The organism is Actinomycetospora sp., assembly GCF_036497585.1.
Taxonomy (GTDB): domain Bacteria; phylum Actinomycetota; class Actinomycetes; order Mycobacteriales; family Pseudonocardiaceae; genus Actinomycetospora.
The window spans coordinates 1-14864 of the sequence record NZ_DASXJD010000161.1 but is presented as its reverse complement, the minus strand read 5'-3'; the positions used below and the strand labels follow the sequence as shown (position 1 = coordinate 14864).

General features: G+C 73.3%; 10 protein-coding genes and 1 pseudogene. 7 read left to right on the top strand and 4 right to left on the bottom strand.

Features of this window, described 5'->3' with window-relative positions; genetic code table 11:
• Window positions 1–108 precede the first annotated feature (108 nt).
• The 3 genes from VGH76_RS15665 (at window position 109) to VGH76_RS15655 (ending at window position 6452) form a co-directional block, all read left to right on the top strand.
• Complete coding sequence (locus VGH76_RS15665; protein WP_331557617.1) at window positions 109–2688, top strand: glutamate--cysteine ligase; 2580 nt, start codon at window positions 109–111, stop codon at window positions 2686–2688.
• A gap of 68 nt (window positions 2689–2756) precedes the next feature.
• Complete coding sequence (locus tag VGH76_RS15660) at window positions 2757–4535, top strand: N-acetylglutaminylglutamine amidotransferase (RefSeq protein ID WP_331557616.1); 1779 nt, start codon at window positions 2757–2759, stop codon at window positions 4533–4535.
• A 48-nt stretch (window positions 4536–4583) separates the two neighbouring features.
• Complete coding sequence (locus VGH76_RS15655) at window positions 4584–6452, top strand: S9 family peptidase (protein WP_331557615.1); 1869 nt, start codon at window positions 4584–4586, stop codon at window positions 6450–6452.
• Between the two features lie 28 nt (window positions 6453–6480).
• Here VGH76_RS15655 and VGH76_RS15650 read toward each other — a convergent pair whose 3' ends face one another.
• The 3 genes from VGH76_RS15650 to VGH76_RS15640 all read right to left on the bottom strand — a co-directional run bounded on the left by VGH76_RS15650 (window position 6481) and on the right by VGH76_RS15640 (window position 10652).
• Complete coding sequence (locus VGH76_RS15650) at window positions 6481–7656, bottom strand: hypothetical protein (RefSeq protein ID WP_331557614.1); 1176 nt, start codon at window positions 7654–7656, stop codon at window positions 6481–6483.
• Complete coding sequence (locus VGH76_RS15645) at window positions 7653–9065, bottom strand: DUF1996 domain-containing protein (RefSeq protein ID WP_331557613.1); 1413 nt, start codon at window positions 9063–9065, stop codon at window positions 7653–7655. Before VGH76_RS15645 ends, VGH76_RS15650 begins: the two co-directional genes overlap by 4 nt.
• Before the next feature lie 159 nt (window positions 9066–9224).
• Window positions 9225–10652, bottom strand: coding sequence for an aldehyde dehydrogenase family protein (locus tag VGH76_RS15640; protein WP_331557612.1), 1428 nt, complete (start codon window positions 10650–10652; stop codon window positions 9225–9227).
• A gap of 104 nt (window positions 10653–10756) precedes the next feature.
• Between VGH76_RS15640 and VGH76_RS15635 the strand changes: the two genes are divergently transcribed.
• From VGH76_RS15635 to VGH76_RS15625, 3 genes are all read left to right on the top strand, one after another.
• A complete protein-coding gene (locus VGH76_RS15635; RefSeq protein WP_331557611.1) occupies window positions 10757–11164 on the top strand; it encodes an SRPBCC family protein in 408 nt (135 codons plus the stop codon).
• Window positions 11165–11209: 45 nt separating this feature from the next.
• A complete protein-coding gene (locus VGH76_RS15630; RefSeq protein WP_331557610.1) occupies window positions 11210–12814 on the top strand; it encodes a M28 family peptidase in 1605 nt (534 codons plus the stop codon).
• Window positions 12815–13003: 189 nt separating this feature from the next.
• A complete protein-coding gene (locus VGH76_RS15625; RefSeq protein ID WP_331557609.1) occupies window positions 13004–13726 on the top strand; it encodes a hypothetical protein in 723 nt (240 codons plus the stop codon).
• Here VGH76_RS15625 and VGH76_RS15620 read toward each other — a convergent pair.
• Window positions 13713–14330 (bottom strand): DsbA family protein, encoded by a 618-nt coding sequence (locus VGH76_RS15620; RefSeq protein WP_331557608.1) that lies wholly within the window; start codon window positions 14328–14330, stop codon window positions 13713–13715. The two genes, VGH76_RS15625 and VGH76_RS15620, sit on opposite strands and share 14 nt — an antisense overlap.
• 96 nt (window positions 14331–14426) lie before the next feature.
• On the opposite strand from VGH76_RS15620, the pseudogene VGH76_RS15615 reads away from it, so the two are divergent.
• Window positions 14427–14864: pseudogene (locus VGH76_RS15615) on the top strand (aminopeptidase N); the annotation flags it as partial.

Below are 14864 nucleotides of genomic sequence, written 5' to 3'. Positions count from 1 at the left end.
CGCAGGCGGCTACCCACTGGGCACGCCCGGATAGTCGCGATCGCCGTCCTGGTCACGGAACGCGGGCCGGGAAACACCCCTGTGACACGGTGCCCCTAGCGTGCACGCATGGCTGAGGAGCGGATCGCCGCAGCCCGGGACGTCGTCCTCGGGGTCGAGGAGGAGTTCCACCTGGTGGATCTCGGGACGCGCAGCGCCGTGCCGCGCGTGCCCGAGCTGCTCGACGAGCTCGCGGCCCTGGACGCCGACGCGTTCGCCGCCGAGCTCAAGCCCTCCATCATCGAGACCAACTCCGACCCGACGTCGAGCCTGACCGAGCTGCGTGCCGACCTGCTGCGGCTGCGCCACATGCTCTCGTCGATGGCGCAGGAGCGCGGGCTCGGCGTCGTGGGCGCCGGCAGCGTGCCGCTGGTGGACGGTTCCGCGCAGGGCATCACCGCGTCCCCGCGCTACGAGCGGATGCGCGACGAGTATCAGCTGCTCGCCTTCGAGCAGCAGATCTGCGGCACCCAGGTGCACGTCGACGTGCCGGACCGCGACGCCGCCGTCGCGGTCATGCAGCACTCCGCGCCGTGGCTGCCGATCCTGCTGGCCCTCTCCGGCTCCAGCCCGTTCTGGCAGAGCGAGGACACCGGCTACGCGAGCTCCCGCACGCTGGCCTGGCACCGCTGGCCGACGGCGGGCCCGCCCGCGCCGCTGCGCGACGCCGCCGACTACGACGCCCTCATCGACGACCTGCTCCGGTCCGGCACGATGTCCGACCCCGGAATGGTCTATTTCGACATGCGTCCCTCGGCGCACCAGAAGACCGTCGAGGTGCGGATCTGCGACGCCTCGCCCACCGTCGACGGCGTCGTGCTCGTCGCCGGCCTCGCCCGCGCGCTGGTCGTCCACGGGGTCCGCGCCCACCTCGAGGGCCGGCCGCAGCCGCGCTATCGCCCCGAGCTGCTGCGCGCGGCCAGCTGGCGGGCCGCGCGCTCCGGGTTGGAGGGAGACCTCGTCGACGTCACCGGGCGCGAGCTGGTGCCGCCGTCGCGGGCCATCCGGCTCATGCTCGACCACCTGCGCGACGACCTCGAGGAGTCGGGCGACTGGGACGAGGTCTCCGACCTCGCCCTCGACGCGCTCGCCCGCGGCAGCTCCGCGGCCCGCCAGCGCCAGCGGGCCAACCGCGGCGGCGGGCTCGAGGGCGTGGTCGACATGCTCGTCGCCGAGACCCGTGGCGAGCCCGACGAGCCCGCCGTCGAGCAGCTCCCGACGCCGGCCGCCGCGGCACCGGTCCTGCTCGGGGACTACCACCCGCCGTTCTACGACGAGGCCGTGGACGAGTCCGGGCACGTCCGGCCCACCTACGCCTGGCTGGTCGCCAACCTCGAGCGGATCGGACCCTCGGGCCTGCTCGCCCACGAGAAGAGCCGCGACGCCGAGCAGCGGGCGCGCTCCATGTTCTTCCCCCAGCCCGACGACCCCGAGCGCCTGTTCCCGCTCGACCTCATCCCCCGCCTCATCACACGGACCGACTGGGAGCAGCTCAGCGAGGGCCTCGTGCAGCGCGCCCGCACCCTCGAGGCGCTGCTGCAGGACCTGCACGGCGAGCGCGCCGCCCTGCGCGACGGCGTCCTGCCGCGCGAGGCGCTGCGCTGGCTGCCCAGCGACGGCGAGGCCTCGACGATGGTCACCGAGGGCACCACGCGCGCGCTCGTCTCGGGACTCGACCTGGTCTGCGACGGCGAGGGCCGTTGGAAGGTCCTCGAGGACAACCTGCGCATCCCCTCGGGCATCGCCTACGCCATGGCTGACCGCCGGGTGGTGCGCAGCGTGCTGCCCGAGCTGCAGGCCCCCGAGGGCGTCATCGACTCCGACGAGGGCCCGGCGATGCTGCGGGACGCGCTGCTCTCGTGCGCGCCGCCCGCCGCGGGCGACGACCCCGGCCTCGTCGTGCTGACCGAGGGCCCGGCGGACTCGGCGTACTTCGAGCACGCGATGCTCGCCGAGGAGATGGGGGTGCCGCTGCTCGAGCCCTCCGGGCTGCGGATCACCGACGACAGGTCGATCACGGTGGCCGTGTCCGGGCGGCGGATCGACGTCGCCTACCGGCGCATCGACGAGGAGACGCTCTTCGCCTCCCCCGACGCCGACGGGCGCACGCTGCGCGATCCGCTGCAGGCCGCGGTGCGCGAGGGCCGGTTCGCGCTGGCGAACACCCCGGGCAACGGGCTGGTCGACGACAAGGCCGTGTACCCCTTCATCCGCGCGCTCACCGAGTACTACTTCGGCGAGAAGGCGCTGCTCGACGACGTCACGACCTACTCCTGCGCCGACGATGACCAGCGGGCGCACGTGCTCGACCACCTCGGCGAGCTCGTCCTCAAGCCGGTCGACGGCTTCGGCGGGGCCGGCATCGTCATCGGGCCGCACGCGAGCGCCGAGGAGCTCGAGTCGGCCGCCGCGGACCTGCGCGCGAACCCGGCGAGCTACGTCGCGCAGGAGACCATCCAGATCTCGACGCACCCGACGTTCACCGGCGCCCGGCTGGCCCCACGGGTGGTGGACCTGCGGGCGTTCGTCGTCCTCGGACCCCAGCCCGGCGTGCTGCCGACCCCGCTCACCCGGGTCGCGCCCGCCGACAGCCTCGTGGTCAACTCGTCGCGGGGCGGGGGTTCGAAGGACACCTGGATTTTGCGCTGACGCGCATGTGCGTGCGTTTCCGTGTCCAGGCACGGAAACGCACGCACACGTCGACGAAGGAGACCAACGTGTGCGGCATCGCCGGGGAGTTCCGCTTCGACGGGAACGCGGCCCACGTGGGCGCCGTCCTCGCCATGGCCCAGGTGCTCGAACCCCGCGGCCCGGACGGCTGGGGCGTCGTCGGTCACGGCCCGCTCGCCCTGGCCCACCAGCGCCTGAAGATCATCGACCTCACCGAGACCGGTGCCCAGCCGATGGTCGACGCCGAGCTCGGGCTGACCGCGGTCTTCAACGGGTGCATCTACAACTACCCGGAGCTGCGCGAGGAGCTCCGCCGCGAGGGCTACCGGTTCTTCTCCACCTCGGACACCGAGGTGATCGTCAAGGCCTACCACCGGTGGGGCCAGCGCTGCGTCGAGCACTTCAAGGGGATGTTCGCGTTCGCGATCGCCGACCGGAACAGCGGCCGGCTCGTGCTCGGGCGCGACCGGCTGGGGATCAAGCCGCTGTACGTGGCCCCGGTGGAGGGCGCGCTGCGCTTCGCCTCGTCGCTGCCCGCGCTGCTCGCGCCGGGCGGCGTCGACACCGACATCGACCGGGTGGCCCTGCACCACTACATGAGCTTCCACGCCGTCGTGCCCGCCCCCAACACCATCCTCTCCGGGGTCCGCAAGCTCCCGCCCGCCGTCGTGCGCACCGTCGAGCCGGACGGCACGTCGAGCGACTGGACCTACTGGACCCCGGAGTTCGTGCGCGGGGAGCAGGAGCACACCGACGCCGAGTGGTCCGAGATCGCCCTGGAGTCGCTGCGCACCGCGGTGGAGCGCCGGATGGTCTCCGACGTGCCGGTCGGGGTGCTGCTCTCCGGCGGCATCGACTCCTCGATCGTCGTGGCCCTGCTCGCGGAGATGGGCCAGAAGGACCTCAAGACGTACTCGATCGGCTTCGAGTCCGAGGGCGGCGAGGAGGGCGACGAGTTCGACTACTCCGACCTCGTCGCGAAGACCTACGGGACCGACCACACCAAGTTCCGCGTGCCCAAGGCCGACACCGACGAGGCCCTGCCGGGAGCGATCGCGGCGATGTCGGAGCCGATGACGAGCCACGACGTCGTCGCGTTCTACCTGCTCTCCCGCGAGGTCTCGAAGTCGATCAAGGTGGTGCAGTCCGGCCAGGGCGCCGACGAGGTGCTCGGCGGCTACGACTGGTACCCGCCGATCGCCCGGGTCGGCCGCGAGGGCGCGGTGGACGCCTACCACCAGTCGTTCTTCGACCGGCCGCACGACGAGATCGCCGAGCTGGTGGCGCCGGAGTTCCTGCTCTCCTCCGACCCGTCGCTGGACCTGGTCCGCGAGCACTTCGGCCGCCGCGGCGCGCAGGACGCCGTGGACGCCGCGCTGCGCCTCGACACCACCGTGATGCTCGTCGACGATCCGGTGAAGCGCGTCGACAACATGACGATGGCCTGGGGGCTCGAGGCACGCGTGCCGTTCCTCGACCACGACTTCGTCGAGGCGATGGGCGCCTGCCCGCCCGAGCTGAAGATGGCCGACGGCGGCAAGGGCGTGCTCAAGGCGGCCTCCCGGGGCATGCTCCCCGACGAGATCATCGACCGCAAGAAGGGCTACTTCCCGGTTCCGGCGATCCGCCAGCTCTCCGGCCCCGTCCTCGAGCGGGTCACCGCGGCTCTCACCGATCCCGCGGCGAAGCGGCGGGGCCTCTTCCGGGAGGACGCGGTCACGACGATGCTCGACGACCCGAACTCGGGGCGGACGAACCTCGGGGCCAACGCGCTGTGGCAGGTCGCGCTCCTGGAGATGTGGCTGCAGGCCCACGACATCGGCTGACGTAGGTTCCCGCCGGCAGGCGTTCGTGCGCGAGGAGGTCGGGAGCCGGTGGACGAGTGGATCAGTGCGACGCGCTGTTGGTCGCCCAGCCCCTCCCCCGACGGCACGACCATCGCGTTCGTCTGGGACGGTGACGGGCGCCCGATGGTGCGCCTGCACCACCGCGCCACCGGTGAGGAGCGGTCCCTCGACACCGGGCCCGACCTCGTCTCGGCGGTGCGCTGGTCCCCCGACGGCGCGTGGCTCGCGGTCCAGGCCGCGCCCGAGGGCGGCGAGCGGTCCACGGTGCTCGTCGTCCGTCCCGACGGGACCGACCTGCACCCGATCCGCGGCGTCGGCGACGGCGACCGGGGCGCGGTGTCGCTCGACCGCTGGGCCCACACCGGCTCCGTCGTCGCGATCACCGAGTCCGACAGCGAGACGACGACCGCGTGGCTCGTCGACGTCGGGTCCGAGCAGCGCCAGCGCCTCGGGTCCGGGCACGCGCTGCAGATCCTCGACGTGTCCCCGGACCGCCGGCGGGTGCTGCTGCGCCGCGGCCGGCGCGGCTCGCGCCACGTCGGCATCGTCAACCTCGACGGGACCGAGGGCTGGCACGAGATCGACTCCGGGCGCGGTCCCGGCGGCCCGCCCGGGGCGGTGGAGCACCCGGTGGCGATCACCCGCGACTCGACCGTCGTGGCCGGCCGCTTCGTCGAGGACGGCACCCGGATGCTCGTCCTCACCGACGGCGGACGGGAGCGCGCGGCGCTCGTCGCCGTCGATGTCGCCACCGACGCCAGCCCGATGTACCCCGAGGTGCTCGCCGAGCGCGAGGACGCCGAGCTCGAGCGGTTCGCGCTGCGCGAGGAGGGCACGCTCGCCGCACTGGTGTGGAACGTCGTCGGGCGCAGTGAGGTCGAGCTGCTCGACCTCGCCACCGGCAAGCCCGCCCCCTACAGCCCGCCCGGCGACGTCGTCACCTCCGCGGTGTTCAGCCACGACGGCGACTCGCTGGTGCTGGGCATCCAGTCCCCGGACGTGCCCTCGGCGGTGTGGTGCCACGAGCTGTCGTCGCAGACGACCGCGCTCATCTGCCCGCAGGGCGATCCGGGCTGGGCGCCCGGCGCGCTGGTGCACCCGTGGCTGGAGACGGTGACGACGCCGGACGGCCTCGCGCTGCCCGGCTGGCTCTACCGCCCGCCGGGGGTCATGGGCCCGCTGCCGACGGTGATCTACCTGCACGGGGGCCCGGAGGCGCAGGAGCGTCCGGTGTTCACGCCGCTCTACCAGACCCTGCTGGAGCGGGGCGTCGCCGTCTACGCGGCGAACGTCCGCGGGTCCTCGGGGTTCGGGCGGTCCTTCGTCAACGCCGACAACGGTGCCGGCCGGTTCGCCGCGATCCGCGACGTGGCGACGTGCGCCGAGCACCTCGTCGCGACCGGGATCGCCGACCCCGAGCGTGTCGGGGTGATGGGCCGCTCCTACGGCGGCTACCTGACCCTGGCCGCGCTCGTGAACCACCCGGAGCTCTTCGCGCTGGGCGTCGACGTGTGCGGCATGGCCGACTTCGAGACGTTCTTCGCGCGCACCGAGCCGTGGATCGCCGATGCCGCCGTCGGGGAGTACGGCCACCCGATCCACGACCGCAACCTGCTCCGCGAGCTCTCCCCGGTGCACCGCATGGACCGCCTGGCCGCGCCGCTGATGGTGGTGCACGGCCGCTACGACACGAACGTGCCGGTCCACGAGGCCGAGCTCGCGGTGCACGGCGCCAAGGACGCGGGCGTGGAGGTCCGCTACCTGCTCTTCGACGACGAAGGCCACGAGATCCAGCGCCTCGAGAACCGCCGCACGTTCATCCACGCGGTCACCGACTGGATCACCTCGCACTTCGGCCTCGACACCCCCGCGCGGGGGGAGCCCTCGGGCGGCTAGAGCGGCCGGATCCTCCCCCTCGCGGCCGCTACCGGGTCGCACGCAGACCGAAGCCGGCGGCTTCAAGGGCGGGCGGCCCGGCGCGACCGGCGGGTGGCCGGGCGCCCCACGGCAGCGGGGTCGGCCCACTGCGGGGCCCGGTCCCGATCGGCCCGCCGGCGCGACCCGTCACGGTGCGGCCCGTCACGGTGCGGCCCGTGCGGAGGCCGGTCGCGACGACGGGGGCGGCGGTCGTCGCGGGCACGGGGGCGATGCCGGCGATCACCGTCGCGTCGACGACGGTCGCGTCGATGACGGTCATGACGCCCCCACCCCGCGGCAGCGGTACCGACGGCGGGCTCGACCACGCTCGGCGCGTCGCACCCGTCCTCGGGCCGACCTCCCGCCCCCGCGGCAGCGCGCGTCCTCCCGGCGAGGCAGCCGGCAGCGCCGGGCGTCGCGAGCTCCGCGGGAGCGCCGATGCCGGGACGTCCGCGAGCGCGGGGATCGGGACCGGGTCCGGCAGCTCACCCCAGCGCGCGAGCTTCTCCAGGTCCACCACCCGCGGCCCGGCCCAGTGCGACTCGAGATCCCGGCAGCGCAGGCAGCCCAGGCCCAGCACGATCCCGAAGATCACGTGGCCGACCAGGGAGAGCGTCACCGTGACCGGGGTCAGCGGGAACATCAGCTGCTGACCGCGCGGCAGCAGCACCGTCACCATCAGCCCGCCCCAGGTCGGGCCGACGGCGAAGAGCACGGCCGCGGCCATCGTCACCCTCGGGCCGAGGCGGCGCAGCCCCGTCGCGGCCGCGAGGACGAGGAACACGACGCCGAGCCCGCCCCCGTCGCCCGCGTAGCGCCACACGTAGCCGGCGACCCCGCCGAGCACCCGCCGCGACGGGTCGACGTCGACCAGCCAGGTGCCCATCGTCGGGATGAAGTCGCCCCACCAGCCGAGGAAGGCGACGGTGTCGAGGCGGAACACGTCGTACACCGCGGTCGCGAGGATGCCCCAGCGCAGCCCCTCGAGCGCCAGCCGGTCCTCGGGCATCGGGACGAAGATCCCGAGCACGAGGAGGACGAGCGCGGCCGGGATGACCACCAGGCCCGCCGAGACGTGCATCGGGACGAGCCCGGCCACGTGCGCGGTGATCGAGAGCAGCGGCAGCGCCGCCAGCACCACGTGGGCCGCGACCCGGGGCGGCACCGCACCGAGCGCCCTCACCGCGGCGCACCCGTCGGCGCGGCGCCCACCGGCATGCCGCGCATGGGCATCCCGCCCATCGGCATCCCGCCGCCGTGCGCTCGCGCGTGCGTGGCCATGAGGTTCACGAAGTTCTTCGAGGTCGTCACCTGGTCGCTCGCTCCCGTCGGGCCCGCCCGCGAGGCGTCGTCCGCGCTGCCCTGCGCGCACCGGCGGGCGGAGTTGATGCACTCGGCGCCGGCCCGGGCCCGGCTCGTCGTGGACAGGTACTCCAGCAGCGCGTGGTCGGTGATGGGGTCGTGCTGCTGCTCCGGGAAGCTGTCGATGGCGAACGTCCGGCCGGCCGGCGCGTCGTAGTCGACCGTGATCCGCAGGGCCGGCACCGGCACCTCGTCGTCGGTGCACTCCCCCGACTCGTCGGGATAGCGCAGGTGCTCCGTGTGGTCCTCGGAGTCGAGGTCCTTGCCGTTCCAGCAGCTCGGGAAGTCGAAGACCCGCTGCATCTGCGAGCCCTGCGGGCATATTGCGTACTGGTCGGTCATCCGGTTGCCGAAGCCCGAGCAGGTGTACTTGGCGTTGGCGCCCTTGCCGTCGGCCGTGGCCGCCTTCGCCGACCCGGTCACCATCGTCATGTTCACCGGCATCGCCGTCATCGCGCGCGTGCCGTGCCCGTGGAAGGTGTAGTCCACCGCCGCCGGCTCCACGTACGACCCGACGTTGCCGTCGAGGCTGCCGCCGTCCTGCCCGACGTCGGGCCCCACGCCGCGCAGGTCGCGCAGCACCGGCCAGAAGATCGGGGACTGGTCGCCGTTCGTGCAGGTGGTGCTCGACTCCTTCAGCACCCGCAGGTTCGAGGCGGCGTTGGTGCTGTCGTTGCCCGCGTAGTCGTGCACGTGCTGGGCGCCGTTGCGCTTGCCGGGGGCGATGATCGGGTTGTCGGAGTTCTTGTGGTCCGACAGCGAGCACGTGAACGAGTAGCTGCCGCCCGAGAAGTCGCCGCCGGCGAGAATGTTGCCCTGGGCGGGCACATCGGAGATGTCGACGTACTCCTTCGCCGACGCCTCGCCGATCTGGTCGCGGCCCTCGAACCCGCCGTCACCGGCCTTGCCGGCGCCCTTCTTCGCGGCGTCCTTCTGGCCGGCGTCCTTCCCGCCGCCGTTCTCCTTGCCGGAGTTCTTCTTGCCGGAGTTCTTCTTGGCGGAGTCCTTCTTGCCGGAGTCCCCGCCCTCGTCCTCGGCGCTCTTCCCCGAGCCGCCGTCGTCGGTCTCGTTCTTCACGAGCAGCACGCCGCCGACGGCCGAGAAAGCGCGCGCCGGCGCGACCCGCACCACCCCGGCGGCCCCGAGCGGGAGCCCCACGCCGAGCACCAGCACGACGACGGCGAACAGCGCGGCGTAGAGCGCCCGCCGTCGCGCCGCCGCCCGCCTCATCCGCACTCCCCCACTCGCGGCGGGTCCCGGAGCCAGGGACCCATCCGCGAGCGGACGCTAGACGCGGCGTTCCGGCCGTGGGTGCGCTTTGGAGGAACTCACGTTCGTGAGTACTTGTGGTGGCTATAGCCACCACAAGTACTCACCTGCCGGAGGCACCTACAGCTGGATCGACTTGACCTCGAGGAACTCCTCGAGCCCGTAGCGGCCCAGCTCACGGCCGGTGCCGGACTGCTTGTAGCCCCCGAACGGCGCCAGCGGGTTGAAGGCCCCGCCGTTGACGTCGACCTGCCCCGTCCGCATCCGGCGCGCCACCTCGACGCCGCGCTCCTGCGACCCCGCGAACACCGCGCCCGCCAGGCCGTAGATCGTCGCGTTGGCGATCTCCACGGCCTCGTCGACGTCACCGTAGGGCATCACCGACAGCACCGGCCCGAAGATCTCCTCCTGCGCGATCACCATGTCCGGGCGCACCCCGGAGAAGATCGTCGGGCGCACGTACGCGCCCTCGGCCGCCACGCCCTCCGGGGCGCCCGGCCCGCCGACCGCCAGCTCCGCGCCCTCCTCGACGCCGCGGGCGATGTAGGACTCGACCCGGTCGCGCTGGGTCGCCGACGACATCGGGCCGATCCGCGTGGCGTCGTCGGTCGGGTCGCCGACGGTGTACTTCGCCGACGCCGTCACGGCCATCTCGACGACCTCGTCGTGAAGCGACTCCGGCACCAGCAGCCGCGTCCACGCCGTGCAGGTCTGCCCGCCGTTGATGAAGCAGTTCCCGAGCCCGACCTTCACCGCCTGTGTCAGGTCGGCGTCGTCGAGCACGATGTTCGCGGACTTGCCGCCCAGCTCGAGTGCTACCCGCTTGACGGTGCCCGCTGCGACCTCCTGCACCCGCCGCCCGGCCGCCACCGAGCCGGTGAACGACACCATGTCCACCCCGGGGTGCGCCGCGAGGGCCTCGCCGGCCTCGGGGCCGGTGCCGTGCACCACGTTGAACACCCCGGCGGGCAGCCCCGCCTCGGCGGAGATCGCCGCGAGCGCCCCCGCCGTCAGCGGCGCCACCTCGGAGGGCTTGAGCACGACGGTGCACCCCGCCACGAGGGCGGGCGCGAGCTTCGCGACGACCTGGTGCAGCGGGTAGTTCCACGGCGTCACCGCGCCGACGACGCCGACCGGCTCGCGCACCACCAGCGAGTTGCCGATCTCCTCGGTCCAGGCGAACCCGTCGGCGAGGCCGGCCACGCCCTTCGACGTCGCCATCGGCATGCCGAGCTGCACACTGCGCGCGAAGGAGATCGGCGACCCCATCTCCGCGGTGATCGACTGCGCGAGCTCCTCGTGCCGTGCCTTGAGCCCGACCCGGATGCGCAGCACCGCGGCCGCGCGGTCGGCCACCGGCGTCGAGGACCACGCCGGGAACGCCTGCCGTGCCGCCAGCACCGCCGCGTCGACCTCGGCCCGGCCGCCCCGCGGCACCTCCGCGATCGTCTGCCCCGTCGCCGGGTTCACCACCGCGATCGACCCCGAGCCGGCCACCGCCTCGCCGTCGATCCAGTGCTGCGTGAGCGTGTCCGTGCTGGCCGTCATCGAGCGCCTCCGCTCCTCGTCCGTCGTCGCCCCACTCTGCCGGACGTCCCCGGGTCGGCGCTGCCGCGCGGGTTGGCCCCGACGGGCACGGGGCAGCCCCGTCCATGGCCGACTTCACCTCCACCACCACCGTCGACGCCTCCCCCGACGACCTCTTCGCGTTCCTCTCCGACGTGGGCAACCTCCCGCGCTACTTCGCCCGCATGAAAACCGCCGAGCCCGCCGGCGGCAACGCGGTGCGGACGTCGGCCGAGCTCCCCGACGGCTCCCACGTCGAGGGCGAGGCGTGGTTCGAGGTCGACCGGAACGCCCAGCACATCGCGTGGGGCGCCGAGGGCGGCAGCGACTACCACGGCCACCTCGACGTCACCCCCCACGAGCGCGGGGCGAGCGTCGAGGTGCACCTGCACACGACCCGCGTGGAGCCCGGCGACCACGAGGTCCAGAAGGGTCTGGACACCACCCTCGACACGATCCGGACCCTCGTCGAGGACCAGGGCGTGGCGGGCTGATCCACCCGGCGGCGGCACACTGACCCGGAGCCCCGGGAGGTCGCCGTGCCACGCGTCGTCGCCGTCGTGCTGCTCGCCGTCGTCGTCGCCCTCGCGCTGTGGTCGGACCGGCCGCCCGCACCGGTCGCGGCGAGCGCCCTCGCAACGGAGTTCAGCGCCGAGCGCGCGCTGCCGATCGTCGACGACCTCGCCCGTGAGCCCCACCCGGTCGGTAGCCCGGCGGCGGCGCGGGTCCGAGACGACGTCGTCGCCCGGCTGCGGGCCCTCGGGCTGGCACCGCGCGTGGACACCGCGGTCGTCCGCGGGGTGGCCGTGGCGAACGTCGTCGCCACCCTTCCGGGGACCGCGCCCACCGGCACCGTCGTCCTCGCCGCGCACACCGACTCGGTGCCGGCCGGCTCGGGTGCCGCCGACGACGTCTCGTCGGTCGCCGCCATCCTCGAGACGGTCCGCGCGCTGCGCGCGGGCCCGCCCCTGCGTGACGACGTCGGGGTACTGCTGACCGACGGCGAGGAGGCCGGCCTGCTCGGCGCCCGCGCCTGGGTGCGCGACGACCTGCCCCGCGACCGGCCGACCGTCGTGCTCAACCACGAGGCCCGGGGTGTCGCCGGGCCGTCGCTGGTCTTCCGGACCTCGCCCGGGAACGCCGGGCTCGTCCGGGTCATCGCCGACGTCGTCCCGCACCCGCGGGGCGACTCCTCCCTGGACGCGATCTTCCGCCTGCTGCCCAACGACACCGATCTGTCGGCGGTCCTCGCCGCCGGACGCCCCGGGATCGACTCCGCCTTCCTCGAGCGCCCGAGCGCGTACCACACGGCGGGCGACACCTCGGCGGCGTTGAGCGCGGCGAGCGTGCAGAGCCAGGGTTCGACGATGCTCGCGCTCGCCCGGGGGCTCGGGGACGCCGACCTGCGCCCGCTCGACCCCGCCGTGAGCGGATTGCCGGCACAGCCCGACGAGGTGTGGTTCCGGTTCCTCGGCGCGTTCGTCACCTACCCGCAGGGGTGGGTCGTCCCGATCGCGGTCCTGACTGCGCTCGTGCTGGTCGGGGCGGTCGTGCTGGGGCGGCGGCGGGGTGTGCTCGGCGTCCGCGGCGCATTCGTCGCGACGGCCACGGCCGCCGGGGCGCTCGTCGTCGCACTCGGCCTCGGCGCGGCGCTCGGGGCGCTCGCGGGCTCCGCCGCCGGGCCCTTCTCCTCGGGTCTCCTGCCGTACGAGGTCGTCGACCTAGCGCTGGCGGTGCTCGTCGTGCTCGCCTGGGCGCTGCCGCTGCGGCGTCGGTACGGCCCCTACGCGCCCGCGGCGGCCGCCGCGGCACTGCTCGCGGTGCTCGGGATCGCCAGCGCGGTCGTCGTGCCGGGGGCGTCGTTCCTGGTGGCGCTCCCGGGCCTGGGTCTGACGCTCGGGCTCGCCGCCGCGGTGACGCTGCACGCGCACCCGACGGCGGCGGTGGCCGCCCTCGCCGTCGGGACCGTGCCCACCGCGGCGCTCCTGCTGCCGTTCGCGTCCCAGGTGTTCCTCGTCGACGGCGCGGCGCACGGACTCGCCGTCACCGCGTTCGCGCTCTGCGCTTGTGCGTGCGTTCCCGTGTTGGGGCACGGAAACGCACGCACACTTTCGGGGCGGGGCGCGGTCGCCGTCCGCGCGTAGCGCTCACCCGTGTCTCGTCCGCATGCGAGGTTGTCGACCGTGTAGCAGCCAGGGGAACGCACACACACCGGCGCCGCTGCGCTGTTCGCAGCAGGGGTCCGTCCCGAGCGGCACCTCGTGCCCGAGCTGTGCACAAGCCCGGCCGCACCGCTCACGGCGAGATCGGCACGCCGTTGATCGTCCCCGGGCATGAGAGACGACGTGGCCATCCAGGCCATCCGCGACGCCCAGGACGACTGCATCACCCGTGCCCAGGTGCTCCACTGCGGTGGAACCGATGAATGGATCGAGGCCCAGCTCGCGGCCGGGCGTTGGGTCCGGATGGGTCGCAAGGTCTTCCGAGCGACGACGGGCGAACCGACCCGACGGCAACGAGAACGCGCCGCGCTGCTGTGCGCGGGCCCGGAGGCTGCCTTGAGCCACCACACCGCCGCCGCACGCTTCGGACTACGGAGTCGCTACGACGGGCCGATCCACACCACCGTGCGCTACGGTCGCTCGGCCGATCCGCACCCCGGCGTCGTCATCCACCGGAGCCGTGCGTTCGCGCACCTGGTCATCGACACCGAGGACCTGCCGACCGTGTCCGCGGCCGACACCTGCATCGACCTCGCCGTCCTCGAGCCCGAGGCGCGTCGCGCCATGCGAACCCTGCTCCACGCCGCCCTGGCGATGAAGGTCCCGGCACAGCGTCTGCTCACTCGCAGGCCGAGCTCGGCTCACGTTCGGCTGGGAAGAGGTCGTCGGCGATCCGTGCGCCGTGGCCGCGCTCGTCGTGGCGCGGCTCCGCCAGCTCGGCTGGCCGGGCCCGAGCGGCACCGACCTCTGCCGATGCCTGGGCGCGTAACGCCTGTGCGTGCGTTTCCGTGTCTGGACACGGAAACGCACGCACAAGACGTCAGTCGAACTTGAGCTCGGTGTCGCGGGTGCGCTTGAGCTCGTAGAAGTACTCGTAGCCCGCGAGCAGCTTGGCGCCGTCGAAGATCGTGCCGGCCTGCTCGCCGCGCGGGATGCGCGTCATGACCGGGCCGAAGTACGCCGAGCCGTCCACGTGGATCGTCGGGGTCCCGACGTCCATGCCCACCGGGTCCATGCCCTCGTGGTGGGACTTCTTCAGCGCGTCGTCGTAGTCGGTCGAGGTGGCGGCCTGGGCGAGCGACTCCTCGAGCCCGACCTCGGCCAGCGCCTTCGCGATCACGTCGTCGAAGTCCTTGTTGCCCTCGTTGTGGATCTGCGTGCCCATCGCGGTGTAGAGCGGCGCGAGGATCTCGTCGCCGTACTTCTGCGCCGCGGTGATGCACACGCGGACAGGCTTCCAGCCCTCGTCCATCATCTTCTGGTACTTCTCGTCGAGGTCCCGGCCCGAGTTGAGCACCGAGAGGCTCATCACGTGCCAGTGCAGGTCGATGTCTCGGACCTTCTCGACCTCGAGGATCCACCGTGAGGTGATCCAGGCGAAGGGGCACAGCGGGTCGAACCAGAAGTCGACGCGGGTCTTGTCACCAGCAGCGGTCATGGCACCAGGCTTCCCTCGAACAACGGGTCTGTACCCATGCGAACAGTCGAAGCGGCAACCGTGTTCCCGTCCGGGCCCGTGGATAGGGTGAGCCGCGTGGCTGCACCGAACCTGACCCGCGCCGATGCGCGGACGCGCGCCGAGATGCTCGACGTCGACTCGTACACGGTCTCGCTGGACCTGACCGACGGCGCCGCGGGCCCGGGCGAGACGACGTTCCGCTCGACGACGACGGTGCGCTTCCGCTGCACCTCCCCCGGCGCCGCCAGCTGGATCGACATCGTCGCGGCGGACGTCCGCTCCGCGACCCTCAACGGGGTCGCGCTCGACGTCACCGGCTACGACGAGGAGAAGGGCGTCGCGCTGCCCGACCTCGCCGCCGAGAACGAGCTCGTCGTCGACGCCGACTGCCGCTACATGAACACCGGCGAGGGCCTGCACCGGTTCGTCGACCCCGTCGACGGCGGCGTCTACCTCTACAGCCAGTTCGAGACCGCGGACGCCAAGCGGATGTTCGCCTGCTTCGACCAGCCC

What these genes read in the sequence shown, in the direction of transcription:
- VGH76_RS15665 (WP_331557617.1), top strand. Translation starts at nt 109, where the DNA reads ATGGCTGAGGAGCGGATCGCCGCAGCCCGGGACGTCGTCCTCGGGGTC.
- VGH76_RS15645 (WP_331557613.1), bottom strand. Translation starts at nt 9,065, where the DNA reads ATGAGGCGGGCGGCGGCGCGACGGCGGGCGCTCTACGCCGCGCTGTTC.
- VGH76_RS15640 (WP_331557612.1), bottom strand. Translation starts at nt 10,652, where the DNA reads ATGACGGCCAGCACGGACACGCTCACGCAGCACTGGATCGACGGCGAG.
- VGH76_RS15635 (WP_331557611.1), top strand. Translation starts at nt 10,757, where the DNA reads ATGGCCGACTTCACCTCCACCACCACCGTCGACGCCTCCCCCGACGAC.
- VGH76_RS15625 (WP_331557609.1), top strand. Translation starts at nt 13,004, where the DNA reads ATGAGAGACGACGTGGCCATCCAGGCCATCCGCGACGCCCAGGACGAC.
- VGH76_RS15620 (WP_331557608.1), bottom strand. Translation starts at nt 14,330, where the DNA reads ATGACCGCTGCTGGTGACAAGACCCGCGTCGACTTCTGGTTCGACCCG.